The 25,479-nt window shown below is 41.7% G+C and carries 25 protein-coding genes and 3 pseudogenes; 5 read left to right on the forward strand and 23 right to left on the reverse strand.

What is annotated here, in order from left to right:
* Positions 1-230: 230 nt before the first annotated feature.
* The 11 genes and pseudogenes from ACE01R_RS14395 to ACE01R_RS14445 all read right to left on the reverse strand — a co-directional run bounded on the left by ACE01R_RS14395 (position 231) and on the right by ACE01R_RS14445 (position 8,887).
* Entirely contained in the window at positions 231-1,865 is a 1,635-nt protein-coding gene (locus ACE01R_RS14395; protein ID WP_395552056.1) for a SulP family inorganic anion transporter, read from the reverse strand.
* A complete protein-coding gene (locus ACE01R_RS14400; RefSeq protein ID WP_395552057.1) occupies positions 1,862-2,278 on the reverse strand; it encodes a hypothetical protein in 417 nt (138 codons plus the stop codon). Before ACE01R_RS14400 ends, ACE01R_RS14395 begins: the two co-directional genes overlap by 4 nt.
* Before the next feature lie 263 nt (positions 2,279-2,541).
* Positions 2,542-2,898: a roadblock/LC7 domain-containing protein gene (locus tag ACE01R_RS14405; protein WP_395552058.1), complete on the reverse strand. Its 357-nt coding sequence runs from the start codon at positions 2,896-2,898 to the stop codon at positions 2,542-2,544.
* Between the two features lie 47 nt (positions 2,899-2,945).
* Entirely contained in the window at positions 2,946-3,905 is a 960-nt protein-coding gene (locus ACE01R_RS14410) for a hypothetical protein (protein ID WP_395552059.1), read from the reverse strand.
* Between the two features lie 110 nt (positions 3,906-4,015).
* A complete protein-coding gene (locus ACE01R_RS14415) occupies positions 4,016-4,429 on the reverse strand; it encodes a roadblock/LC7 domain-containing protein (protein WP_395552061.1) in 414 nt (137 codons plus the stop codon).
* Between the two features lie 14 nt (positions 4,430-4,443).
* Positions 4,444-4,986, reverse strand: coding sequence for a GTP-binding protein (locus tag ACE01R_RS14420; protein WP_395552063.1), 543 nt, complete (start codon positions 4,984-4,986; stop codon positions 4,444-4,446).
* Between the two features lie 344 nt (positions 4,987-5,330).
* The gene (locus ACE01R_RS14425; protein WP_395552065.1) at positions 5,331-6,551 is read right to left on the reverse strand and encodes a tyrosine-type recombinase/integrase; all 1,221 of its coding nucleotides are present in this window, start codon (positions 6,549-6,551) and stop codon (positions 5,331-5,333) included.
* A gap of 449 nt (positions 6,552-7,000) precedes the next feature.
* Positions 7,001-7,147: pseudogene (locus ACE01R_RS14430) on the reverse strand (hypothetical protein); the annotation flags it as partial.
* Between the two features lie 126 nt (positions 7,148-7,273).
* Positions 7,274-7,525, reverse strand: coding sequence for a hypothetical protein (locus ACE01R_RS14435; protein ID WP_395552066.1), 252 nt, complete (start codon positions 7,523-7,525; stop codon positions 7,274-7,276).
* 132 nt (positions 7,526-7,657) lie between these two features.
* Entirely contained in the window at positions 7,658-8,614 is a 957-nt protein-coding gene (locus ACE01R_RS14440) for an Imm49 family immunity protein (protein ID WP_395552067.1), read from the reverse strand.
* A 96-nt stretch (positions 8,615-8,710) separates the two neighbouring features.
* Positions 8,711-8,887 (reverse strand): glycohydrolase toxin TNT-related protein, encoded by a 177-nt coding sequence (locus ACE01R_RS14445; protein WP_395552108.1) that lies wholly within the window; start codon positions 8,885-8,887, stop codon positions 8,711-8,713.
* A gap of 955 nt (positions 8,888-9,842) precedes the next feature.
* On the opposite strand from ACE01R_RS14445, the gene hcaE reads away from it, so the two are divergent.
* The 5 genes and pseudogenes from hcaE to ACE01R_RS14470 all read left to right on the forward strand — a co-directional run.
* Complete coding sequence (gene hcaE, locus ACE01R_RS14450; RefSeq protein WP_395552068.1) at positions 9,843-11,210, forward strand: 3-phenylpropionate/cinnamic acid dioxygenase subunit alpha; 1,368 nt, start codon at positions 9,843-9,845, stop codon at positions 11,208-11,210.
* The gene (hcaF, locus tag ACE01R_RS14455; RefSeq protein ID WP_395552069.1) at positions 11,207-11,725 is read left to right on the forward strand and encodes a 3-phenylpropionate/cinnamic acid dioxygenase subunit beta; all 519 of its coding nucleotides are present in this window, start codon (positions 11,207-11,209) and stop codon (positions 11,723-11,725) included. Before hcaE ends, hcaF begins: the two co-directional genes overlap by 4 nt.
* A gap of 149 nt (positions 11,726-11,874) precedes the next feature.
* The gene (locus tag ACE01R_RS14460) at positions 11,875-12,840 is read left to right on the forward strand and encodes a 3-carboxyethylcatechol 2,3-dioxygenase (protein WP_395552070.1); all 966 of its coding nucleotides are present in this window, start codon (positions 11,875-11,877) and stop codon (positions 12,838-12,840) included.
* Between the two features lie 189 nt (positions 12,841-13,029).
* Positions 13,030-13,617, forward strand: a pseudogene (locus tag ACE01R_RS14465) (transposase); the annotation flags it as partial.
* Positions 13,542-14,106: pseudogene (locus tag ACE01R_RS14470) on the forward strand (IS5 family transposase); the annotation flags it as partial. The pseudogenes ACE01R_RS14465 and ACE01R_RS14470, both read left to right, overlap by 76 nt.
* 67 nt (positions 14,107-14,173) lie before the next feature.
* On the opposite strand, the gene ACE01R_RS14475 reads toward ACE01R_RS14470, so the two are convergent.
* The 12 genes from ACE01R_RS14475 to paaA form a co-directional block, all read right to left on the reverse strand.
* On the reverse strand, positions 14,174-14,767 hold the full coding sequence (locus ACE01R_RS14475) for a transferase hexapeptide repeat family protein (protein WP_395552071.1): 594 nt from the start codon (positions 14,765-14,767) through the stop codon (positions 14,174-14,176).
* 41 nt (positions 14,768-14,808) lie between these two features.
* Positions 14,809-15,750 (reverse strand): phenylacetic acid degradation operon negative regulatory protein PaaX, encoded by a 942-nt coding sequence (paaX, locus tag ACE01R_RS14480; RefSeq protein ID WP_395552072.1) that lies wholly within the window; start codon positions 15,748-15,750, stop codon positions 14,809-14,811.
* A 63-nt stretch (positions 15,751-15,813) separates the two neighbouring features.
* On the reverse strand, positions 15,814-17,106 hold the full coding sequence (paaK, locus tag ACE01R_RS14485) for a phenylacetate--CoA ligase PaaK (protein ID WP_395552073.1): 1,293 nt from the start codon (positions 17,104-17,106) through the stop codon (positions 15,814-15,816).
* 84 nt (positions 17,107-17,190) lie between these two features.
* Positions 17,191-18,402: a 3-oxoadipyl-CoA thiolase gene (gene pcaF / locus ACE01R_RS14490; protein WP_395552075.1), complete on the reverse strand. Its 1,212-nt coding sequence runs from the start codon at positions 18,400-18,402 to the stop codon at positions 17,191-17,193.
* Positions 18,403-18,414: 12 nt separating this feature from the next.
* Positions 18,415-19,968: a 3-hydroxyacyl-CoA dehydrogenase gene (locus ACE01R_RS14495; protein WP_395552077.1), complete on the reverse strand. Its 1,554-nt coding sequence runs from the start codon at positions 19,966-19,968 to the stop codon at positions 18,415-18,417.
* Between the two features lie 3 nt (positions 19,969-19,971).
* Positions 19,972-20,763, reverse strand: coding sequence for a 2-(1,2-epoxy-1,2-dihydrophenyl)acetyl-CoA isomerase PaaG (gene paaG, locus ACE01R_RS14500; protein ID WP_395552079.1), 792 nt, complete (start codon positions 20,761-20,763; stop codon positions 19,972-19,974).
* Positions 20,763-21,533: an enoyl-CoA hydratase-related protein gene (locus ACE01R_RS14505; RefSeq protein ID WP_395552080.1), complete on the reverse strand. Its 771-nt coding sequence runs from the start codon at positions 21,531-21,533 to the stop codon at positions 20,763-20,765. Before ACE01R_RS14505 ends, paaG begins: the two co-directional genes overlap by 1 nt.
* A 42-nt stretch (positions 21,534-21,575) precedes the next feature.
* The gene (gene paaE / locus ACE01R_RS14510; protein ID WP_395552081.1) at positions 21,576-22,634 is read right to left on the reverse strand and encodes a 1,2-phenylacetyl-CoA epoxidase subunit PaaE; all 1,059 of its coding nucleotides are present in this window, start codon (positions 22,632-22,634) and stop codon (positions 21,576-21,578) included.
* A gap of 75 nt (positions 22,635-22,709) precedes the next feature.
* Entirely contained in the window at positions 22,710-23,210 is a 501-nt protein-coding gene (paaD, locus tag ACE01R_RS14515; RefSeq protein ID WP_004730687.1) for a 1,2-phenylacetyl-CoA epoxidase subunit PaaD, read from the reverse strand.
* 28 nt (positions 23,211-23,238) lie between these two features.
* The gene (gene paaC, locus ACE01R_RS14520) at positions 23,239-23,994 is read right to left on the reverse strand and encodes a 1,2-phenylacetyl-CoA epoxidase subunit PaaC (RefSeq protein WP_395552082.1); all 756 of its coding nucleotides are present in this window, start codon (positions 23,992-23,994) and stop codon (positions 23,239-23,241) included.
* Between the two features lie 17 nt (positions 23,995-24,011).
* Positions 24,012-24,302, reverse strand: a complete 291-nt coding sequence (paaB, locus tag ACE01R_RS14525; protein ID WP_395552083.1) for a 1,2-phenylacetyl-CoA epoxidase subunit PaaB — start codon at positions 24,300-24,302, stop codon at positions 24,012-24,014.
* A 44-nt stretch (positions 24,303-24,346) separates the two neighbouring features.
* On the reverse strand, positions 24,347-25,279 hold the full coding sequence (gene paaA, locus ACE01R_RS14530; RefSeq protein ID WP_395552084.1) for a 1,2-phenylacetyl-CoA epoxidase subunit PaaA: 933 nt from the start codon (positions 25,277-25,279) through the stop codon (positions 24,347-24,349).
* Between the last annotated feature and the right edge of the window lie 200 nt (positions 25,280-25,479).

Here is a 25,479-nt window from a genome sequence, read left to right on the forward strand (position 1 = left end):
ATAAAAAGGTCACTGTCAGATCAAGTTTAAACAAGTACATACATTAAATACCGCATGTGTGCTGACATGAAAATGTTCTGCGCGTTCAATCAGCTCATAACCATCAGCATTTCTTGTTCTCTACCCAGCAAGATTCGCATTTCACGGATTTTAGCTGGATGACCAAGAATAGGTATGTTTTCGGTAGATTTTTCCAGAATTATATCGCACGCATGGCGTACTCCATGCGATCAATTTGCAGCCGAAGTAGGACTTTCTAACTGGCTTACGGCATCATCGACACTTTGTGCATCATAACTAGAGCGAGGAAATAATGGACTATTTACATACAATAAAGTTTGTGCGACTGAACGGCGTACGCGTGCCAACTTTAGGTCAATCCCGTGCTCTTGCAAATGCTCAGCCAACAATAACAACTCTTCAATACTGGTGCTATCCAGGCTTGGACATTCTTCAAGATTCAAAATCACATGTTGATAATTTTGCCCAGAAACTTTTTGCACAATCGCATGACAGATTTTTTCTGCATTGGCAAAAAACAATGGATGATCAGGCCGTGCAATTAAAATAGCATAAGGTGCTACAGCTTCAGGAAAACGGTTGATATCAACATAATCATGCCCACCATTGAGACGTCCAAGCCACGCAATTCGAGGGACAGCATAGCTTTTCAATAACATTAAAACGCTCACGATTACTGCAATCAGTAAACCATTGAGCACACCAAAAATAATCACTGCCCAAATTGCAACAATCGACAGCAAGCGATCTTTATGCCAGATAAAATACTGTTTAAATGGTGCAAAACGAATATGCCCACTTACCGCATACATCACAATACTCGCCAAAACTGGTTCAGGAATATTGGCAATATACTGGCGAAAAAACAGCAAAAAAATCACCACGGCCAGCGCCGCCGCCCATGCTGATTTTTTGCTTCTTGCTCCTGCAGACTCATTGGCTGACGTCGCCGAATAGCCTGCACCAACCGCCATTCCCTTAAACAGTCCTGAGCAAATATTGCTCACGCCCAATGCAATCAGGTCTCGGTTTGGCTGGATTGCATCATGGTATTTTAGGGCCGAGCTACGAATTGAAGTATAAGATTCGGCATAGATAATCAGTGCAACGGCCAGTGAAAGTTCTACCAGTTGCAACCAGCTATTCATACTCAACTGGGGCAAGTGAACACTTGGTAGAACAAACTCAAAATGCCCAACGGAACGGATCCCCCATGCTTGGGTATATCCCATCACATTGAAACTAATCCCTAAAATAATCAGTAACAGAGCCACTGGAATAGTTTTATAGCGCTGGGTGAATTGCAAAATGAAAAAGGTACAGAGCCCCATGATCAACGCATACCAGTTCCAGCTCGAATAAGCCTGTAACATTTCCCACAACTGATGGAAAAAATCACTATGTTCTGGATGCACCTGTAATACTGAAGGAAGCTGTTTTACTACAATGCTGAGTGCCAGACCAAAGGAGAAACCTTTCAGTACAGGTTTTGCAATAAAATGAGTCACATCTCCAAGCTTAAACAACCCTGCGATCACCAGTAAAATGCCCGACAGAAATACCAGTGCATAGGCCAGACCTGCCCGTTCTGGCGAAGAAAACATGACTAGGGTTGCCAGACCTGAACTCATAACTGCAGCAGAAGACGAGGTCGAAGAGACAATCGCAAAACGGCTATTTCCGATCAGACCATAAAACACTAAACCCAGTACCAATGCCACCAGACCACTTTGCGGTGGCAACCCGACCATATTGGAATAAGCGACTGCTTCAGGCAGCAGCAAACCTGCAATAGATAAACCCGCAATCAGATCAAAAATCGGGAATTTTTTAGCAGTACTCATACACTTGCCATATCCTGTACAGTCAAGGAAATCATCTGGCAAGGAATGAGGGCATCTTCATCATGCAGATAGACCGCACATAATCGGTGATAACCATCCGTGATAATTAAATGACGCCTTCCTAAATCACGTACCAATAACAAAGGTGAAAGTGCTTTGTTCTGTTCAATTTTGCTCAAATCACGTGCCACATGAAAATTGTGCTCATCGAGTAGTGGGAGCTGGGCTGCACGAAAAATATCTTTGGCTTTAAACTGAGTGACGGTTTCGACTTGTAGCTGGCTCACCAGTTTTTCAACCAGGGATGGATGCAACAATAAACATAAATAAGAACTTGCAGCAGGATAATCATGTGCTTCTGGCTGTTTACACCATCTAATTGAATGTTTAGGTTTTTTATTATTACTATCCATGTTTTCAGATTTCTTACTATGACTATAAATCATCTGACAGCATAACAAATCAGTCGAATAAAAGTTTGTAAAAAAGTGATTTTACTTACGACTTGGTGAGCTATAAAAACTAGGTATGATAATTTGCATAGCGATAGTTGAACATTGTTATTTTTTATTTAATGCATTCTAAACAAAGTCTTTTTTAAATTAAATGAAAGCCGTTATAGTGTAATAAGCATCTCAAGCAGAGATGCTTAGATAAATTTGATTCGAATCCAGTATTAAGAAAAGTCCAATTCTTTTTCAAATGCTTTTAGTTCAAAACGAGCCATAGCTAAATTTGATTTAGAACGATCTAAAACAAGATAAAGAAATAAGTTTTCATTGCTTTCAAGAGGGCGAATCAGGTGATATTGCTTGCCCAAAGTAATTAAAATATCTTCAATATCATCATTTAATTGAAGTGCTTTGGCTATTTTACGTTTTGCACGTACGACTTCGGTATTGCCTGCTGCTGCAAGTTCTAAATCTATGCCGGTTCCTTGAACCGCTAAAGCTAAACCACTTTCACTATCTACTAATGCTGCTGCAATAAAGCCATCCATCGCAGTTAAACTGTCTAAAACGATACGAGCCATTTTAATTTCTACCTTAAATTAAGGGTTTCCCCGGAAAAAATATTGATTTAAAGACCTAATTTTTTACGCAGTTTCATAAAAAAACTGCGCACTTTGATCATCTGACCTTGATCAGTTGATACATCGCTTCTCATGAATTTCGCTTCATGAGAGTCAATCCATGAACCCATTTTGAGCATATATGTGAGTGCAACAAAGCGGATGATTTGCTGTTTTGGAATATTTAATTGATTGATTGCCGTTTGAATCTGAGCACCCTGGGCAAAACAAGTCGCAATTTTTAATAGATTACGACGTTCATAGCCCGGATCGAATTTTGGCCAGATCTGCAATTTAAAATATTGATTCGTCTGAATCTCTCGAAGCTCTATGTCCTTAGAACAATAGGCTTTCTGCCACAACCAGCTCCTTAAATCCTGAGCGTGTATATTCTTAATCATCTCTTGAACAAACTGATTCGTGGCATAGGTTTGATTCAGACTTTTGTCAAAAACAGTCACTGGATGATCAGGATTGACCCAGACACGCTCGGTCATGGTATCAACTAGGGCCAAGAACCCCTGATAATCGAATAACTGGATAAAACCATTTCGAGCTAATAAGCACTGATCAAATACACTCGAGATAGCAACAGATTGTTCTACAGTTGTATAAGGCAGATGAAGATGATCATCCGGCTCATAATCAAAGAATTTTTCTTGTAACCACTCACGTAAATGATCTAACTGGGTTACAGGATAAGATAAGGTGTCATCGACAATCATGCCCTGTTGTTCAGGAACTTTGATCAGCCGTAGGTACTGTATATGAATCTGCGAGAGAATTTTTTGAATGCTGGATGATGCAAAAAAAGCATCATTCACCATCAGCAGGTCAATATTTTTTTCAGCAATATTGACCCAGCGTACCTGTACGTCACCGGGAACAGATAACAATATTTGGCTTTTAAGCTGGTCAAGCACATTCAGACTCACCCCGAACACAGCAATATTTAAAAATGTTTTCATTTTCTAACCGTATTAAGCCAGGTGTTACTACAATAGATAATTTAAATTCATTTAAATACAGTTAATTACATGAAAATTAATCAATCACATATTTTTCATGGAGGTATAATTTATCCATCTATTTTGGCTAAAAATTCTGAGGCTTTCTTGACTTCATATCGCATTTGACCCATCAGAACATCAGATGAACCTACTGCGACAATCAGCATTGGATAGTGGATATGTTCTACACCCATTAACACGACATGGCCATTCTCTGCATCGAGTGAAAGTGTCTTACAGCCGATCAAGTTGATTTCTGAAATGAAGGCCGACACCATCGCTAAAATTGAGCTACTGACAGCCGCAATTTTTCCAGTATTCTCTAGCTTCTTTTTACTGGCCAAAGCCAATTGAAAACCGTCAGAGGAACACAGCATGACAAAATCAAGCCCACTCACATTATTTAACAGTTCATGAATTTGTATACGGCCGGTTTCAATCAATGATTGAGGAATTTGGCGGGAAATAGGATTGATATTCACTTTAATTTCATCCTTTAAAGCATTGCCATATTGCGAGTTTCAATAGCAGCAATTAAGACCTCAACCATGAGTAGCACATCATCTTTTTGTCTGGCATCGACTGCAAATATGGGATAATTGTAGTGGTGTAAACTCATCCAATCCCGATAAATTTTGAGCATCTGATCCGCTTGTTGATCGAGATGGGTAATACCAACCACAATATTTTCCCCATAGCTTTGAAAAGCATTGATATAGGTTTGCAAATCTTGCAAACGCTCTGCACGTAAATGATCAATTAAAATACCGATACCAATGGCACCTTTACAGACAATCGACCACATAAAATCAAAGCGATCTTGACCAGGAGTACCATACAGTCCTATTTTGGTGTCATCCTCAAGCACGATTTCACCATAATCGATTCCTACCGTGGTGGAATATTTGCTATGCCTATTTATGTCAGTATTCATGGCTTCGGTTTCTATGACGGGAATGTCAGAGAGCGCTTTAATGGCGGCTGATTTTCCAGCCCCCATACTCCCGCCAAAAACAATCTTGTATTGCTGTAAAATCATATAGATACTCGTTTTATCAAGGTTTAATAGATTTATATAAAGTCTGTTTGGCGGTTTTTTACTTAAAGCAGCCAGAATTGAACTGCATATTTAAATCATTCGTTTGGACTGTCGTTCGCACCAAGCAATAATGATATAAAGTTGCCATAAGCCGAAATTTAAAAATTCGTCATATGTTGGGAAGTGAGCTTAGGCTTTGGAGTGTGAATAAACTGTGAATTTATTTGATATTTCACACATTAATGTGACTTTTATGTGCTAGAAAACATTTAAAGTATTTTTATTATCACTAATAAAAATTTCTAGTTTATAAGGCAGACCACCCAGGTTAGTCTTCTAATAGATTAATCTTGTACAGCCTGATCCTTAATCAGACTGGCTATATAATTCCCCCACCACTGCATCATTTCAATACGTTGTACAAGATATTCAGCATGATTATAGCTTGCCCGTGTTTTATTTTTATCCGTATGTGATAGTTGCGCTTCAATCCAATTTGATTGAAATAATCCAGATTCATTTAATATGGTACTAAAAGTAGAACGTAAACCATGTGCAGATAGTTCATCTTTATCATAGCCCATTTTTCGAATGGTTATATTTAATGTATTAAAATGCAGAGGTCTATTTGGACAACGGGGACTAGAAAATACATATTTTTCACCATGAGACCAGGCTAAGGCCGATTTTATCAGAGTCATTGCTTGGTCTGACAAAGGGACAAGGAAATCAGGAATATCATGGCCTAAAATGACTTTCCGTCGGAACTGTTTGATATGCAAAGCCGGTATTTTCCAAATTTTATTATCTAAATCAAAATGATGTGGTTCACAAAGTAGAAGTTCAGCCCCACGAACTCCAGTATAAAGTTTAAATAATAAGGCTTTTTTTATGATAGGGTCCGTATTCACTTGACTCAATCTGGTTATAAAATTAGGTAAATCTTCTGATTTTAAATAAGGATAATTTTTTTTGATTTTATTTTTTATTAATATTTTATTTAATCCGTGAGCAATATTATATTCACAGTAACCCATTGCCACAGCATAATCATAAATTTGGTTTAAATAACTGTAGGCTTTTTTAACAGGCTCCTTGACATGACGTGCTTCTATATTTTTAACGATAGTCACTAAATCATATCGTTTCACTTCATTAAATGGCATATCTCCTAAATCAGGATAAATCTCATGATTTAAACATTTTTTTGCCAACTGAATAACACCACAACGGGGTTCATCTTTAAAAGAGTTTTTTATTTTAAACTCCAACCATTCTTCGCAAATATCTTGAAATGTTTTTATATTTTTTTTATGTACTGTTTCATTTTTATAACCATTAAATTTATATTCATCCCGGGCGGTTCTTGCCTGTTTTAATGACATGAAAGGATATTCGCCCAACTTCACTCGCGGACGCTTATTGCTCCCTGCTACTGAATAACGATAACTCCAAGATTTACGTCCGTTCGATTCCACCTTCAAACTTAAGCCATCGTCATCTGTAAGAAAATAAACTTTCTCCTTGGGCTTGGCCTGGCGTACCTTCGCTTCCGTAAGACTCATAAATTTAAACTCAACCACTAATGACACTGCAGATTTTAATTATAGCAAATTTAAGCAGTTTTTATGTGATGCGTATGATACGCATCACATAATATTTTATATTATTGATTTTTAATAAAATTATTTAAATTAAATTTCTTTTAGTAACCAATAAATTAACCATTAATGATAGGGGATTTTTATATTTTTTTCATGCTTGTTAGGCGCAAAAAATTTTTAAGTAATTTTATGCTCTTAAAAAGATAGGTAGAATAAATAACAAATAAACTTAAGGAGCTACATTTCTTTTAAAAATCTCCCACTCTTATTACCTGCCCTAAATATTAAATAGATGAACTAATTAGATATTATATTCAGCTCATATTGTGAGCCGAAAATAGGATAGATTTGGCTCATCTTAAAAAGATTCTTGTTCGAGTTTGAGATGCAAGACTGGATTTGGCAAATTTGTCTTTATACTGATTGGTAAAGTAAGTCGCTGTCGCTTCACTGGCAACTGCAGAGCTTCCTCCTGATGCTTTGATATAAGCCAGTGTTGCACCTAATATTGCATGGGCAGCTAACTGGGCTGCAGTGTTCTTATCTTCGCCATACCCCTAGCTTAATTGACTTGCAAGTTGTTTACCAATTTCTTCTTTTTCAGAAACTGCTTGCTTGACCTGATCTTACTCATAAACTCATGAAGCTGCTGTAATAATTGAAATTACAACAACTACCGTAAGTTATGAAATATTTAACTCTTCTAAATATTGTTTAAATAGCTCTGCATCTTGCACACTATCAAAATCAAAAGACAGACTTTCTGGAAAATCCGTCCAATATACATAGACAGGATTTCTTTTAAAATTTATATGCCCCATACCCACTTCAACACCTTGATACCAATCAAGAAAATTGCAATCATCACTATGATCACACAATGCATGAAGGAACCCATCAATTCCATTATTAAAATGAAAATTTTCAAGCGCCACTGTATATTTATTTGAATTTAGAAATGATGTGATAGAAAACTTTATTTTTTACTCCGATTAAATCCAGGAGGAGCAAAATTTAAATCATCACCTCCTGCTCCAGTTCAAGTTTTTTTCAATAGATTTAAATTTTTAAACTGGAAAAAGCTGATCTGTTTTTCTTAAATAGTAATCAATCCAATTTTGCAAATAAGAATACGGATACGAAAGTTTATATGGCTTCATAAAGTCGACAATATCTTGATATTCTTCTTCAGGGAGTGGCTGATATTGAATGAGTTCTTTTGGTGCAATCTCATGGTCTATACCTAAATCAAAACCATGCATCGATGCCAATTTTGCATATATAACAACTTGTGGCTGTAAATAAAAATCGTAATAGACGAGTGTATGTTTCGCTGCATCTTGTGCTATTTTCTTAGTAAAAAATGGTTCTAAAGCCGTTTTCATTCCTTCTAAATCTTGCTCGGCAAATGCTAAATAAAACTGAAAATCATGTTTTCTCAGTTCAAGCTCTTTAGCAAATTGCTTAGTCTTTGGCGTTGGAGCCTCTATTACTTTCTGACTGCGTTGTTTTAAACGCTCCAACTGTTTACCTTCTAGCATCAGTAAGGTGTTGTAAATCATTTGACGATTTAAGTCGTATTCATCTTCTAAATCTTCAGTATCATTCGCAACGTCTTCAATATTACGAATTAAAAAATCTCTGATTTCAGAGCTATCACTCAACAGCATATGAAACATGGGTTCTTTGACATTCGTATAATCCGAACGAAAAAAGAATGGCATGGGATTACTATACTCTACACTCTTTAATACACTGAGCTTTGAATAGACATAGGCTAGTTTTTTAAACGTTTGTAAATCTTTATTGAAGATCCAAACACCTGCCATATTTCCATCGATATAGGAGTCAATATCCATCATCGCAGCAAAAGGATTACCTTTTCTTTCTTGTATATATGGCAAAGCTTCTTTATCAATAATTTCCTCACTATCTAAGTAACTTTTTATAACCATTGTCATATGATCAAAACGTTCTTGTGCATTTTTAAATTCACGTCGTGCACACATCATATTCATTTGCATAAATATTTCATCCAACACTATCAAATAATTTATAATATTCTGCAATAAAAAAACGTACTTGATCTTTCATTTTTTAACTTTCCTTAAATATCCTTTTTAACCAATTCTTTCACTGTCATTTTTATCCCCCCCTATTGTTTCATATTGAATACCCATTCCTTTTTTATCAAACCAAAGCATAACTTTGCCCTGTACTACAGGCAAAGGTTTAACAACTTCATATACATCACGATTTTTTGTATTAGTAGTTGGTGATAAAGCCCGAGCATCCAGAGGAACATCTAATTAAATACTAATTTAGCGTTATATAGATTTGTTCAATATTTCTGTTGTCTAAATTCCTACTTTCATTCATAAAACCTCATTAGACTTAAGTCGTAAAAGATAGAAGATATTCGCAAGGCTATTAATTAAAATGAAATTTTTAATAGTTTTTTTTGATCCTGTCCTACCTTAGAAACATAACTAAAATTACTGAATCTGAGCGATGATGTAGGATTAGAAGACTGGCGACTGATCAAAAGAATTAAAAAATCTACTACTGAACTTTTCTATAACCCCATCGCCATCGAATTCATATTCAATAGAATATTGATATCTTTTTTGTCATCTTAATTTCGTTTTCCTTAACTTTACTAAATTCCCTAATCGCATTGTATAGGGTCATCAAGTGCCCATAGAGAATTCTTCTTTACGTTTGATATAGCATGACTTTCAGCACCAACGCATTATTTATATTTGATTTATTTATCTAGCAAACTTAATAATCAAGCAAGAAAAATAAATTAATATCATCTAAATTTTTTTAAAATTTAACCTAAAAAAATAATAAACAATACCATTTTAAACACGAGCAATTTACTCGGATTTATTTATAAAAAAATAACCAATAAAACATTATAAAAAACACAAAAATAATTTCAAGCAATTGAATTTAATAAAATTATCATAATAATGATATTTAATTTAAAATAAATTATTTACACTTAAATACCAGAAATAATACTAGTATTTTAGTCGGAATTAATAAACCAAGACACATTAATTAAAACAAAAAATAAAGCATAATCACGACCAATTTAATAGGAATTAAAAATAGCGATAATAATCTATTTAATATCTAAATTAAAATAAAAAAAATATTTCATAAAATTCCCTCAAAATTCCATCATCGTTGAAAAGTTGAGTTTACTTGTTTGCACCAAGACAGGTCACAGGAGAATTTTTCATGAGTGGAAAAATTGATGTGCGCGAAATCGACGCTTTAGTCGATGCACAAAATGGACGTATCACGCCATCTATCTATACAAATCCAGACATTTACGAATTAGAACTTGAACGTGTCTTCGGTCGTACATGGTTATTCCTTTGCCATGAAAGCCAAATTCCTAAGGCTGGTGACTTCTTCAACACCTACATGGGTGAAGATCCGATCATCGTTGCTCGCCAAAAAGACGGCTCTATCAAAGCATTCCTGAACCAATGTCGTCACCGCTCTATGCGCGTGAGCTTTGCTGACTGTGGTAACACGCGTGCATTCACTTGCCCGTACCACGGTTGGTCTTATGGTGTTGATGGTTCTTTAAAAGACATCCCTCTTGAAGATCGTGCTTACCCACAAGGTGCATGTAAAGAGCAATGGGGTCTGCTTGAAGTGAACCGTGTGAAGTCTTACAAAGGCTTAATCTTCGGTTGTTGGGATGAAACAACCCCTGACCTAGAAGAATACATGGGCGATATCGCATGGTACCTAGACGGTGTGGTAGATCGTCGTGAAGGTGGCACCGTCATTGTGGGTGGCATACACAAATGGGAAATCGAGTGTAACTGGAAATTTGCAGCTGAACAGTTCGCATCTGACCAATACCACGCATTGTTCTCTCACGCTTCTGCGATTCAAGTTCTTGGCGCAAAACCAGACGATGACTCAACCAAGAAACTAGGTGCTGCGCAAACAGCCCGTCCAGTTTGGGAAACGGCTAAAGACGCGATCCAATACGGTTCACGCGGTCACGGTTCAGGCTTCTTCTTCACAGAAAAACCAGACGCTAACGTTTGGGTTGACGGTGAAGTGGCGAACTACTTCCGCGAAACGTATGAGGAAGTGAAAGAACGTCTTGGTGAAACACGTGCGCTTCGCTTAGCAGGTCACAACACCATGTTCCCAACATTGTCTTGGTTGAACGGTACTGCAACACTTCGCGTATGGCACCCACGTGGTCCAAACAAAACTGAAGTTTGGGCATTCTGTATTGCCGATGCTGAAGCGTCTCAAGAAGTGAAAGAAGCATTTGAACGTTCTGCGACTCGTGCCTTCGGTCCTGCCGGTTTCCTTGAGCAAGATGACTCTGAAAACTGGGTTGAAATCCAGAAAGTTTTACGTGGTTACAAAGCACGTCAAAACCAACTCATTGTTGAGATGGGTAAAGGCAGTGAAAAACGCCGTGAAGATGGTATCCCTGGTATCACGAGTTACATTTTCTCTGAAACTGCAGCACGTGGCTTGTACCGTCGTTGGGCAGATTTATTAATCCATGAAAAATGGGAAGACGTCGAAGCTGCGGCTGACGAATACGAGAAGGAGCTTATGAAATGAGTAAAATCAGCTTAGAACTTCATCACCAAATTAGCCAGTTCCTTTACCGTGAAGCAAAGTTACTGGACGATTGGAAATTCCGTGAATGGTTAGATACCTTAGCTGAAGATATTTCTTACACGCTACGTACCACACCAAACGCACAAACCCGTGACCGTCGTCGTTCAGTTGAACCACCGACTACTTGGGTGTTTAACGACAATAAATTCTTATTAGAGCGTCGTGTAGCGCGTCTTGAAACGGGTATGGCATGGGCTGAAGAGCCTCCATCACGTACCACACACATGGTGTCTAACGTGATCGTTGAGCCTACTGAAGTTGAAGGCGAATATGATGTGTACGTCACATACTTATTATACCGTTCGCAAAAAGAGAAAGACGTGGTGATTTACTGTGGTAAACGTCATGACAAGATCCGTAAAGTTGAAGGCGGCTTAGGCTTCCAAATCTTCAACCGTAAGATCACGCTTGATCAAGTGACCTATACCTCACATAACCTTAGTGTGTTCTTCTAATCAGACCGTTTCGCTGATCCAAATTCAATCTGAATTGTCGTGTTTGACATTAGTCGCAACGAGAATCTTGGATGAAGCAAAACTCAGTCTGCTTAAATAGACGTATGGGCAGCCTATTCTTAGGCTGCCTTTCTTTTAAGGAGCCTCGCATGGCCGTTAAACTCATTTGTGCATCGCACAGTCCTTTAATGGAATTTGCTTCACCGCAAGACAAAGCTCAAGAACAGAAAGTTCGTGATGCATTCGAAACATTGTCTGCTGAAGTAAAAGCTTACGACCCAACCCTGATTATTACCTTTGGTCCAGACCATTTCAATGGTTTCTTCTATGACCTAATGCCAAGTTTCTGCGTGGGTATCCGTGCAAAAGCAGCAGGCGATTGGGACTACGGTAAAGACAATGACCATATCGATGTACCTGAAGACAAAGCTTTGGCTATGGTTCGTCGCGTATTGGACGAGGGTGTAGACGTTGCATACTCTTACCGTATGCAAGCGGACCATGGTGTGACTCAGCCATTACACTTCTTGTGTGAAGGTCAGTTGGACCGTTACCCAACCATTCCAGTATTTATTAATGGCGCTGCAGCACCAATGCCAACCACAAAGCGTACCATTGCTTTGGGTCGTGCTGTAGGTCAATACATCAAGTCTTTAAACCTTGAAAATGAGCGTGTCCTTGTTTTAGGTACGGGTGGTCTTTCACATGATCCACCGACACCGCAAATGGGTTCAGTGCCTCCTGAAGTTGAAGAATTCCTGATCGCAGGTCGCAACCCAACTCCAGAAGCGCGTGAAGCACGTCAAGCCAAAGTGATTGCCGTGGGTCAAAAACTTGCAGCTGGTGACACTTCAGTGTCTGTGCCACTGAGTCCTGAATGGGATATCGCATTGCTTGAGAAATTCAAGAATGCTGATTTCGCGGCGATGGAAGCAATGACAGAAGCTGAAATTCGTCGTGACGGTGGTCGTGGTGGTCAAGAAGTTCGTTCATGGATGGCTGCCTTTGCTGCCCTTAGTGAAATTGGCGAATATGACATGACAACACACTGCTACGAAGATATCAGTGAATGGATTGCAGGCTTCGGTATTGTATCTGCAGAATTAAAAGGTTAATTAACTTGAGCAACATCGGAACATTTTGGCAATAGCGTCAATAAAATCAACGCTGAAGCACATACAGCTTAACTTCAAAATGATGACGTTGTTGCTTATAACAAGATGTTTAGTGGGACTGTTCTAAATTTTGTGTAAGTACTTAATTTTCATTTATCCTACTGAGGATAATAAAAAGAGTTACTTCACATGGATGAAGCTACAATCAAAAGTATGGCAGCTGAATTAGCTAAAGGTTTAAAAACTCCTGAAGATTTAAACCAAATGACAGCCATATTTAAAAAGTTCATGATCGAAACCGCTCTGAATACTGAGCTTTCTGAACATTTAGGCTATGAAAAGCATCAACCTAAGAAAGGATCTAATGCACGTAATGGTTTTAGCTCCAAAACAGTTCTAACACAAGATGGGCAGCTTGCTTTAGATATCCCTCGTGATCGTGACGGCTCTTTTGAACCACAGATTATTAAGAAGCATCAAACGCGCATTACTAGCATGGATGATCAAATTCTTTCGCTATATGCGAAAGGAATGACAAATAGAGAAATTGTTGCTTTCTTTAAAGAAATGTACGATGCCGATGTATCTGCCTCCCTTATTAGTAAGGTGACGGATGCTGTCATTGAACAAGTGACAGAATGGCAAAATAGAACACTCGATAGTCTTTATCCTGTTGTCTATTTAGATTGCATTGTTGTTAAGGTTCGTCAGCATTCGGTGAAGGAGAATGGAAACGTAAAAAACATCAGCCTGAATATCGTCGCCAATGGCGTAAATTACATATTGGTATCGATGCTGAAACCCTGCAAATACGCGAGGTTCAGCTGACGACGAATAATGTCAGTGATTCAAAAGTGCTGTGGGGATTTACTCAAGCAGATCCCTGAAGATGAGCAAATTGATTCTGCCTATACAGATGGGGCTTATGACACGAAACACTGCCGACAGGTCATTGTAGATCGGCAGGCCCATGCAATCATTCCACTTAGAAAAAATGCCAAGCCCTAGAAAGATTCTAAAATCAGTTCAAGTGATCGAAATGGATTACTTCAAACCATTAAGCTATTGGGCAGAACCATCTGGAAAAAATGGTCTGGCTATCACCGCCGAAGCCTAGTTGAAACCAAGATGCATTGCATCAAATTATTAGGTGATAAATTAACCGTAAGGAACTTTCCTAGTCAGGTGAATGAGATTCATGCACGCGTAGCAGTTCTCAACAAATTTACGGAATTAGGCCGACCTTATACCCAAGTTGTCTCTTAAATTTGAGTAGCTTAGGAAAGTTCTATTTTTTAAATCTTTGTGCAACAAAGCCACTTCAAATGCTAATCTAAGTTTTAATTGTATAGTCCAAATTAAAACTTTTAGAAGTGCGTCGGTCTACTGATAACTCAGATAAGGGGATGACTTCTTGCAACGTATTCAAACACCGCTCGGTTAACTGTATATATTGTTCAGTACCTTTTAATTTCCAAGCAACTTCTTTTTCATTAAGCTCACGGATTACTCGTGCTGGACTACCTAAAACCAATGAGTTTGGTGGTATCGTCGCCTTTGCTTTCACTGTACTGTTGGCGCCAATAATCGTATTTTCACCAATATCAGATTCATCCAGAATTACACTGTTCATGCCCACCAATACATTTTTACGAATCATACAGCCATGTAAAATCGCGCCATGTCCGATATGCCCAAATTCTTCAACGGTGGTCACATAATTCGGGAAACCATGAATGGTACAAGAGTCTTGCACGTTTGCATTTCGATGAATATGAATGCCACCAAAATCTGCACGGAGCGCGGCAAAAGGGCCAATATACACGCCCTCTTCTATAATGACATCACCAATTAAAACAGCAGTGGGATGCACATAAGCTTTGGCGCTCACGACTGGAATTACACCATCAATAGCATAGCACGGCATTGTTTATTCCTTTAAAAATTTAAACTTGCTTTTAGAGCAAATTAATAACTCACTTCTTCCTGTTTTAAACCACCAAAACGTTTATAAAACTGTGGATGTACCGGCGGCATGGAGCCTTCCGATGTCCGCGCATGATCCATAAAGAATTCTTCTCCTGCTGCGACCACAGCCTGGTACAGATTGCTGCTCAGGTTACGGGCATTTAAAGAAAGCCAGTTAGATGGCAATAATTCAAACGGCAAATTTGGATCTTTTAATAAAATCCGGCGATATTGGTGAATCAGCAAAATACGCAGCTGGAAAGCCTGAACTGGCTCCAGTTCATCTTCCTGTTCCACCAGATGGAAAAACTCCCGGAAATCTGAAATGAATTTTTCATAACGCTGATGTAACTCCTGCACCGGCCAGTTGGTGGCAACCATACGTTTGATGGTTGGATAAGATTCCTGCCACAGTTGTAAGGCCTCGGCCTTAAACACCACTACCTGATCGGTCATTTTCAGATTCAATAGCAGGTTTTGCAGTTTCTGATGATCACAGCCCGGGTAAGCCATGACATTGGTGGCGATATTGGCAAAGCCCAGCCATTCCAGTTCTTTCTTCAGCACCAGTTTATTTTCTAGTTCCAACGAACTGAGCAGCACCAGATCCCACTTCTGATCCCATTCCTGATGGCTAAAACCATAAATCTTTTGATCCGCCATAATAAAACGCTGGCGGCTGCTTTCAGTCACACGGTAATAACTGGTGCGGCCAATTTTCTCTGAGACCAGCCAGCCATTTTGTACCAGACGGAATACGGCTGTCCGGACCGAACGCTCATTGAATCCGAAAACATCCATCAGCTGAATCAGGCTGGCCAGACTGATAATGCCACCGCGGTGAAAAATACAGTCACCGAAAATGGTCATGATTAATGAAGTTCCACTCAGTGCTTCAGTGTGAATAAAGTCATCAATTATTTGTTTTAATTTCGGATTCATTACGTTTAACTTTACCTTGTAGAAACTGGATGATAGACCATTTGTCCTTCATCCAGTAGAGCTTCATGCAGACTTACGAATATCAAAAACCCGCTGTGCTTTGCCTTCAGAACGTGGCAGGCTACCTTCTGGTAATACTTCCACACTGACGCTGATCCCCACCATGGTCTTGATTTGAGTTTTTAACAAATTGGCCAATTGGTGAGTCATATTTATAGCACTATCTTTACGCATTTCGGTACGAATATGCAATGTGTCCAGATGCCCCTGTTTGCAAATATGGATCTGATAATTTGGAATCAGCTGTGGAATGTGCAAAATTTGTTCTTCAATTTGCGACGGGAAGACATTGACCCCACGGATAATCATCATGTCATCACTGCGACCAACAATTTTATCCATACGGCGCATGGTACGTGCCGTGCCAGGCAATAAACGGGTCAGATCGCGGGTACGATAACGGATCACCGGCATGCCTTCTTTGGTAATAGTAGTGAAAACCAGCTCACCCAGTTCACCATCGGCCAGCACTTCACCGGTTTCCGGATGAATAATTTCAGGATAAAAATGATCTTCCCAAATGGTTGGACCATCTTTGGATTCCAGACACTCCATCGCGACACCCGGCCCCATTACTTCAGATAGGCCATAAATATCCAGAGCATCAATGCCCAGACGTTCTTCGATTTCTTTGCGCATTTCATTGGTCCATGGCTCTGCACCAAATATGCCGGTTTTAATTGAACAATTTTTGGCACTACCAAATTTCTTCTCCAGCGCTTCAATAATATTCAGGCAGTAAGATGGCGTGACCATCAGTGCAGTTGGTTTAAAATCATGAATCAACTGGGCCTGACGTTCCGTCTGTCCACCTGACATCGGAATCACGGTTGCCCCTAAGCGTTCAACGCCATAATGAGCCCCTAAACCACCAGTAAACAGGCCATAACCATAAGAAACCTGAATGGTATCTTTGCTGCTCAAGCCTGCTGCACGCAAGGAACGTGCAACTACATCTGACCAGACATTGATGTCATGCTGAGTATAACCAACGACTGTTGGCTGGCCTGTGGTACCTGAAGAGGCATGTACGCGGACAATCTGTTCTTGTGGTACGGCAAACATGCCAAAGGGATAGTTCTCGCGTAAGTCCTGTTTCGTGGTAAACGGGAATTTGGCCAGGTCTTCCAGTGATTGAAAATCATCAGGATGCACACCGGCCTGATCAAATTTCTTTTTATAGACCGAGCTGTTCTGATAGGCATGTTGCAGGGTTTTCTTGATGCGTTCTAGCTGCACACTACGCAACTCATCAACTGAAACCGTTTCAATTTTTTCCATTGCATTGTTATTCATATTCTTACTCCTGAAGCGGTCATCCTGACCACGATTTATTACCTTAATTAAATGACGTCCTTCATCCATCTTTTCATCGATGTCTTAATCAATATTTTCTAAAATCAGTGCAACTCCCTGTCCAACACCAACACACATTGTGCAGAGCGCATATTTGCCATGACGGCGTTTAAGTTCGTGCATGGCGGTGATGACCAGACGGGTACCACTCATACCTAAAGGATGGCCTAAGGCAATAGCACCACCATTCGGGTTGATTCTTGAATCATCATCCTGCAACCCTAGTTCACGAATTACTGCCAGTGATTGTGCTGCGAAAGCTTCATTCAGCTCGATCACATCCATTTGTTCCAGACTCAGGCCAGTCTGTTTCAGCACTTTTTGTACCGCTGGCACCGGTCCAATGCCCATATATTTAGCTTCAACACCGGCACTGGCTATCCCGATCACTTTGGCCTTAGGACTAAGTCCATGCTGATCAGCAAACTGTTGGTTGCCCAGCAGGACACAAGCTGCTCCATCATTTACGCCTGAGGCATTGCCGGCAGTGACTGAACCGCCTTCTTTACGAAATGGGGTTTTTAAGGCTGCCAGATTGTCTAACGTCGTCTCTGCACGCGGGTGCTCGTCTTGGGAAATGGTGAGGGTGGTTTTCTTCGGACCTTTGACCTCGACCGGCAGAATTTCTTCGGCAAAAATACCCTTCCGCTGTGCTACTGCAGTTTTCTGCTGGCTGTGATAGGCAAACAGGTCTTGGTCTTCACGGCTAATCTGGTATTTTTCAGCGACGTTTTCGGCCGTTTCTGGCATGCTGTCGACGCCAAAACTGGCTTTGAATTTCGGGTTGATAAAACGCCAGCCAATCGTCGTGTCATAAATTTCAGGGGTACGGCTGAAGGCAGTCGTGGGTTTGGATTGCACATAAGGCGCACGGCTCATGGATTCTACGCCACCAGCCAAAACAAATTGGGCTTCACCGGCTTTAATACTGCGTGCTGCAAGTCCAATGGCATCCAGACCTGAGGCACATAAGCGGTTCACAGTGAGCGCTGGAACAGAATCAGGCAGCCCTGCGAGTAAAGCAGACATACGCGCAACGTTCCGGTTATCTTCACCGGCCTGATTGGCACAGCCCAAAATGACTTCATCCAGTTCAGCCCATGGCAATGCAGGATACTGATCTTTCAGATACTGAATTGGCAAAGCAGCCAGATCATCGCTACGGATGCTACTCAGTCCACCAGCATAGCGTCCAATCGGAGTGCGGATTCCATCAAAAATATAAACCTGTTCCATGATTCTTCCTTATTAGCCAGCGACGCGTAATGGTTGCTGCTGAGTTTTCTGTGCATGTCCCTGCACCGCTTTCTTTGCTAAATATATACTAGTTCTATAGCGGTCTTCACTATAAATATGATACATATTTTCTAAAATTTGTAAAATTGTGTAATATCCAATTTTATCTGCCCACTCAAATGGACCACAAGGATAATTCACACCATATTTCATAGAAGAATCAATATCTTGCTCTGATGCAATAGTATGCAATACGGCTTCACACGCTTCATTCACCAGCATGGCGATACTACGTATAACATAAAGACCTGGATGATCCTTAGACCAAATTGGTATCACATCCATACCTATGAGGAATAGTTCTGCCGCTTGGCGCTGTTCTTCACTACACGCCGGTGATGCCACCACCGGAATCGCCTGGGCATTGGCCCAATCTGCATGCCAATCCATCAACACCACGGGGTCATGGGGATAAGCCAGTTCAACCGACTCGCCAAGCGATAATCGCAGGGAAAGATCACCAATCAGGATTTCATTCTGTTCTGCCGCCTGAAAACTCAGTTCCACATGAGAGGCCTGTTTTAAACGTTCAATCAGTGCTGATGAATGCAGCCATTCACCTTTTACCGTGACTTTGAGCTTATTCAGCGACTTGGCATAACACACTGGCAATTCATACACTGGTTCAGGCTTGGCCTGAGCGTAATCATAAAAACCCTGACCGGACTTGCGACCATAACAGCCGGCATCGACTAGTTCTTTTTGAATCAAGGATGGGCGGTAGCGCGGCTCATAGAAAAATTCTTGATAGACGCTTTGTGTCACCGAGAAATTCACATCCTGTCCAATTAAGTCCGTGAGTTCACACGGCCCCATGGCAAAACGGCCACATTCGCGCATGATGTAATCGAGCTGTTCCGGTGTAGTGGCGTTTTCCTGCAAAGCACGAAAGGCTTCGGCATAATAAGGTCGCGCGACACGATTGACGATAAAACCGGGAGTAGATTTGGCCCGTACCGGAACCTTATTCCAGTCCTTCATCAATTCAAATACCGCATCGGCAATGACTGCTGAGGTTTTCAGCCCGCGGATAATCTCAACCAGTTTCATGACCGGTGCCGGATTAAAGAAATGCAGCCCAATCACCCGTTCCGGATTCGGAATCGCTGAGGCAATTGCGGTAATGGAAATCGAAGAAGTATTGGAAGCAAAAATTGTCTGTTCCGGACAAATGGCAGCCAGCTGCTGAAACAGGTTTTGCTTCACTTCTTTCTTTTCGACAATGGCTTCAATAATCAAGCCCGCATCGGCAAGCTGCTGAATATCCTTTGCAACGATCAGATTGGCGAAGATACTCTCCAGCAATTGCTGGGTCATTTTGCCATTCTGTACGCGCTTGCTGAGCTGTGCCTCTAAAGCATTTAAGGCACTCTGAACTTTGCTGCTATCGAGATCAAATACATAGGTCGGATGCCCGTGCATGGCAGCCAGTTGTGCAATGCCAATCCCCATGGTTCCAGCACCGACCACAGCAACTTTGACTTGTTCCAAATTGATCTGTTGCATGATTTAGCATCCTTTATATTCAGGGGTACGCTTCTGCATAAAGGCTTGTACACCTTCTTTATAATCGCTTGAACGTCCAGCCAGACGTTGCAGGTCACGTTCCAGAATGAGCTGCTCATCCAGATTATTGTCGGCTGCGGCATGAATGGCTTTTTTGATCAAGGACAGACCATAGGTCGGTTGCTGTGCCAGATGCTCTGCCAATTTTTTCGCTTCTGCTTGCAGTTGCTCATCTTCAACCACCTGCCAGATCATGCCGAGCTGTACTGCGCGCTCAGCCGGAATTTTATCGCCGAGCATGGCAAGGCCCATCGCCTGGGCACGTCCAACCAGACGTGGTAAGAACCAGGTACCGCCTGAATCTGGTACCAAGCCAAGACGGCAAAAGGCCTGAATAAAGGAAGCCGATTTTGCTGCAATCACAATGTCACACGCCAAGGCAATATTGGCGCCTGCCCCTGCTGCCACACCATTCACGGCACAAATCACCGGTTTAGGCATTTCGGTAATCAGCTTGATCAAAGGGTTGTAATATTTTTCAATCGACAGGCCTAAGTCCGGTGCATCGACATTCGGATCGACCACGCGGTCATTCAGATCCTGACCGGCACAGAAACCACGGCCTTCGGCTGAAATCACTACGGCACGAATCTGGCTGTCTTTGGCCCAAGCCTTAATGACCTTGGAAACTTCCTGATGCATGGTTTCATTAAAGCTGTTGAGCTGTTTTGGACGGTTAAAGGTCAGGTAGCCCACTGCATTTTTTTCTTCGACAATAATTGTTTGATAATCCATTACACACCTCTAAATTCTGGTTTTCTTTTTTCTAAAAATGCATTAATGCCTTCCTGGCGATCTTGGGTTGCCGCCAGCCAGACAAAATGTTGACGCTCGAGCTTCAATCCCTGACTTAAAGTCACTTCATGAATCGACTTTAAAGATTGCTTGATGGCACGAATGGCCAGCGGTGCCTGCTTGGCAATTTTTTCTGCCAGTTCCAGTGCGTATTGCACGGTCAGTCCTACCGGACAGATCTGGCTGCTAATGCCATGTTGCAAGGCCGTTTGTGCCGAAATCATTTCACCGGTCATGGCCCAGCGCATCGTCAACTGCTGACCGACTAGCCGGGCCAGACGCTGGGTTCCGCCGGCACCCGGCAGCATGCCCAAACCGATTTCCGGCAAGGCAAACTGGGCATTTTCTCCAGTCAACACCATGTCACCATGCAAAGCCAACTCGAAACCTGCACCAAAAGCATAACCATTCACGGCCATGATTAAAGGCTTGGAAAATTCATCAATTTTTTTCCACAGCAGTGGGCGCTGATCCTGTTGGATGCTGACCACATCTAACTGCGCTAGCTCATTTAAATCAGCACCGGCAGCAAAGCATTGTGTATTTCCGGTGATGACCACGGCTTTTACAGCAGCATCTGTTTCCAAAGCCTGTAAACAGGCTGCAATCTCTTGCAAGGTGGCATTGTTTAAAGCATTGCGCTTTTCCGGGCGGTTCAGCTCAATCATTACCACACCCGGCTTGGGTGAGCTGGTTTTAATGTAAGTCATCCTTGAACTCCTGCTATGCTCGCGGTGCTGTAAATTCAGCTGTTATTCATCAAAACTGAGTCGGACATTGGCCGTGGTTGGACGTGCCTGACAACTGAGCACATAGCCTTTCTGAATTTCATCTTCTTCCAGACTGTAATTCACCGCCATTTCAACCTCACCTTCCAGCACCTTACATTTACAGGTGGCACAGACCCCGCCCTTACAGGCATATGGCAGGTCTGCCCCGGCACGTAGCGCAGCATCTAGAATACTGTCATCCTGTTTGGAGACTTCAACAATCAGCTCGCGACCATCCAGAACAATATTGACGCGTTCTTCACTGCGGCTTTCCATCTGCTGGGCGGTTGCTTTCGGTGCAGTGCCCGTATTGAAGCGTTCAGTGTGAATCTTGCTGCGCTGAATGCCCCAAGTCGGCAATACCGTTTCGACCGCTGCCATCATTTCTTCCGGACCACAGGCAAAACAGTGATCGGTATCGGCTGAAATCAGATTGGCCTGAAACAATTGCTGCAATTTGTCCGCATCAATCCGACCATTAAAAATTTCGCTGTCATTCAGTTCACGTGAAAAAATATTTACCAGTTGCAGACGCTCCTTAAAACGGTCTTTCAGATCCATAATCTGTTCAGAAAACATGGTCTGTTTCCAAGAACGGTTGCCATATACCAGAGTGAATGTTGCGTCCGCTTGACGGTTCAGCACCGACTTTACAATTGATAAGATCGGCGTAATGCCACTGCCTGCTGCAAACCCTAAATAATTCTGGCCACCGGCCTTGGCTGCTTTCTGAAAGAACACCCCTTGCGGTGGCATGACTTCTAAAACATCACCCGCTTTGAGATGCGCATTGGCCCAGGTTGAAAACTGACCCTGATCAATTTTTTTAATCGCAATACTCATGTCTTCCTGAGTATCACTGCAGATCGAGTAGCAGCGGCGCAGCTCGCCGTCATCGGTTAAATGGCGAATAGTCAGGTGTTGACCCGGCTGATATTGGAAAGCATCCAACTGCTCAGGCGCGAGATCAAAGGCAATACAGATCGCCTGCTCGGTTTGTGGCTGAATCGATTTAATGGTTAATGGTATAAATTGGCTCATGGCAAAATCCTTCTTTTAGGTGGCGGTGTTCAGGCTTGTTATTGGTTTACCCTGACCACCGCGCAATCGTTACAATCAAATACATTTGAAATAGTCGAAAGTTTCTAAGCAGTCCCGACATTGATATAAAGCTTTACAGGCGGTCGAACCGAATTCACTTAATAATTTGCTGTTATGACTTAAGCACTGCGGACAGGTGATGCCATCGGTCAATGCCACATGCGTACCACAGCTATGTGACTGGCCTTGCGGCGGGGCAATACCGTATTGCTGTAATTTGTGTTTGCCTGATTCACTCATCCAGTCCGTGGTCCAGGCTTGAGAAAGGTCCACAATGACTTTGACTGGCGTCAAACCATTGGCCTCAAAAGCCTGGGTAATTTCTGCTTTTAATAAATCCGTGGCCGGACAACCGCTATAGGTCGGCGTGAGTCGCACCACAATTTCATCCTGCTGATTCAGCTCGACGCCACGAATCATGCCCAGATCAATCACTGACAATACTGGAATCTCTGGATCAGAAACCTGCTGTAAAACGTCCCAACATTGATCTTCTACGTGTCGAATCAGATTCATGCGACTCACTCCCTGTGATTGTGCCGAATTACCATTTCATGTTTGGATATGAGCGCTGCATGTATTGCAGTTCAGCCAAAACAAAACCGAGATGTTCTGTATGCAAACCCTGTTTAGCCCCACTACGATAAGCACCCAACTCTGGCAGGCTTAATTTAAATCGGGCTAGCTCGGCTGTAATGGTCTCCAGCCACTGTGCTTTTAAATTTTCAATCTCTGGAATTACACCGCTCTCAACCAGCTGTCTTTCATCAGCCGTCAGGACAAAAAATTCCTCGGTAAAACGCCATAACTGGTTTAGACCTTGCTGGGTTTTTGCATGCGCTTCTGCGGTACCTAAACTTAAGCGTTCCATCCAGGTGGTGGAAAAACGCTGGTGATATTTCACTTCTTTGAGTGACTTCACCGCAAAAGCAGCCAACTCAGCATGCTGACTTTGACTTAAGGCGCTAAACAATAAAGCGTGGTAGTGATCCATCAACCACTGGCGCACCAAAGTCTGGGCAAAATCACCATTCGGCTGTTCGCACAGCAGCAAATTACGGTATTCACGCTCGGTACGGAAATAAGCCAGCTTGTCTTCATCACGGCCCAAACCTTCGACTTCACCGGCCAGACTAAGTGCAGTACGAGCTTGACCCAATAAATCCAGTCCGATATTGGCTAAGGCAATATCCAGCTCCAGTTCAGGGGCATGGCCGCACCACTCTGCCAAACGATGAGACAGAATCAGTTGACTGTCGCCTACATGTAAAAGAAATTCTGCCAATACTTGATTTGTCATGATCTTCACCTTTCCTCTTACATGTGCTCGATGCCAGCTGGGATGTTATAAAAGGTCGGATGGCGATAGACCTTATACAAAGCCGGTTCAAAAAACTCTGCCTTTTCATCTGGCTGTGAAGAGGTAATCAATTCAGATTTCACTACCCAGATACTGATGCCTTCATTGCGGCGGGTATATACATCGCGGGCATTTTGTAGTGCGACTTCCTCATCCGGTGCACGCAGGCTGCCGACATGACGGTGACTCAGACCCTGCTTACTACGCACAAACACTTCATAAAGTGACCAGTTATTTTTGTTATTCATGAGCAAATTTCCTTATGTTGATCAAACTGTTTTTAAGCAACTTTTTATGCGGCTGACTGTTGCTGCTGTTTCTGCGCATAGACTGCTGCAGACTCACGTACCCACTTGCCGCCTTCCCAAGCTTTGCGGCGTGCTTCAATACGCTCATGGTTACACGGTCCCTTGCCTGCAAGAATCGCAAAGAACTCATCCCAATTGATTTCACCAAATTCATAATGTCCGGTGGCTTCATTAAATTTGAGGTCTGGATCTGGAACGGTTAAACCCAGCTGTAAGACTTGTGACACGGTGTTATCGACAAATTTTTGACGTAGCTCATCATTGCTGAATAATTTGATTTTCCACTGCATACTTTGTGCACTGTTCGGTGAGTTATCATCACTTGGACCAAACATCATCAGTGCCGGCCACCAGAAACGGTTCACGGCATCCTGTGCCATCTGCTTTTGTTCTGGCGTACCATTGGCCAATTCCATCATGGCTTCAAAGCCCTGACGCTGATGGAAACTTTCTTCCTTGCAGACGCGCACCATGGCACGTGCATAAGGACCATAAGACGTACGGCACAGCGCAACCTGATTGACAATTGCTGCACCATCCACCAGCCAGCCAATCGCTGCAACATCGGCCCAGCTCAGGGTTGGATAGTTAAAAATTGAAGAATATTTCATGCGACCGGCAATCAGCTTATCCATCATGTCGTCACGATCGGCACCCAAGGTTTCTGCAGCACTGTACAGATACAAGGCATGACCGGCTTCATCCTGGACTTTTGCCATCAGCACGGCTTTACGTTTTAAGGTCGGTGCCCGGGTAATCCAGTTGCCTTCTGGCAACATGCCCACCACTTCAGAGTGTGCGTGCTGACCGATCTGACGAATCAAGGTCTTACGATAAGCATCCGGCATCCAGTCCTTCGGCTCGATAGAAATGTCCTTTTCAATCTTTTGATCAAAGATTTGTTGTTGATTATTCATTGTTCCCTCACTTATCCCAAGTGTTGATACACTCAAATTAAAACGATACGTAATTAAAATCAATATATATTTATTAGTATCATTTAATTTTTATCCCTTATTTTTTATAAATATTTGTTTTATATAACTTAATATTTTTTATTTTATTGTTACGCATTTTTAAACACAGATTTATGATTGACATTTTCAATTTTTAAACA

Origin of the sequence: Acinetobacter sp. BSP-28, from assembly GCF_044130285.1 — a bacterium.
Lineage (GTDB): Bacteria > Pseudomonadota > Gammaproteobacteria > Pseudomonadales > Moraxellaceae > Acinetobacter.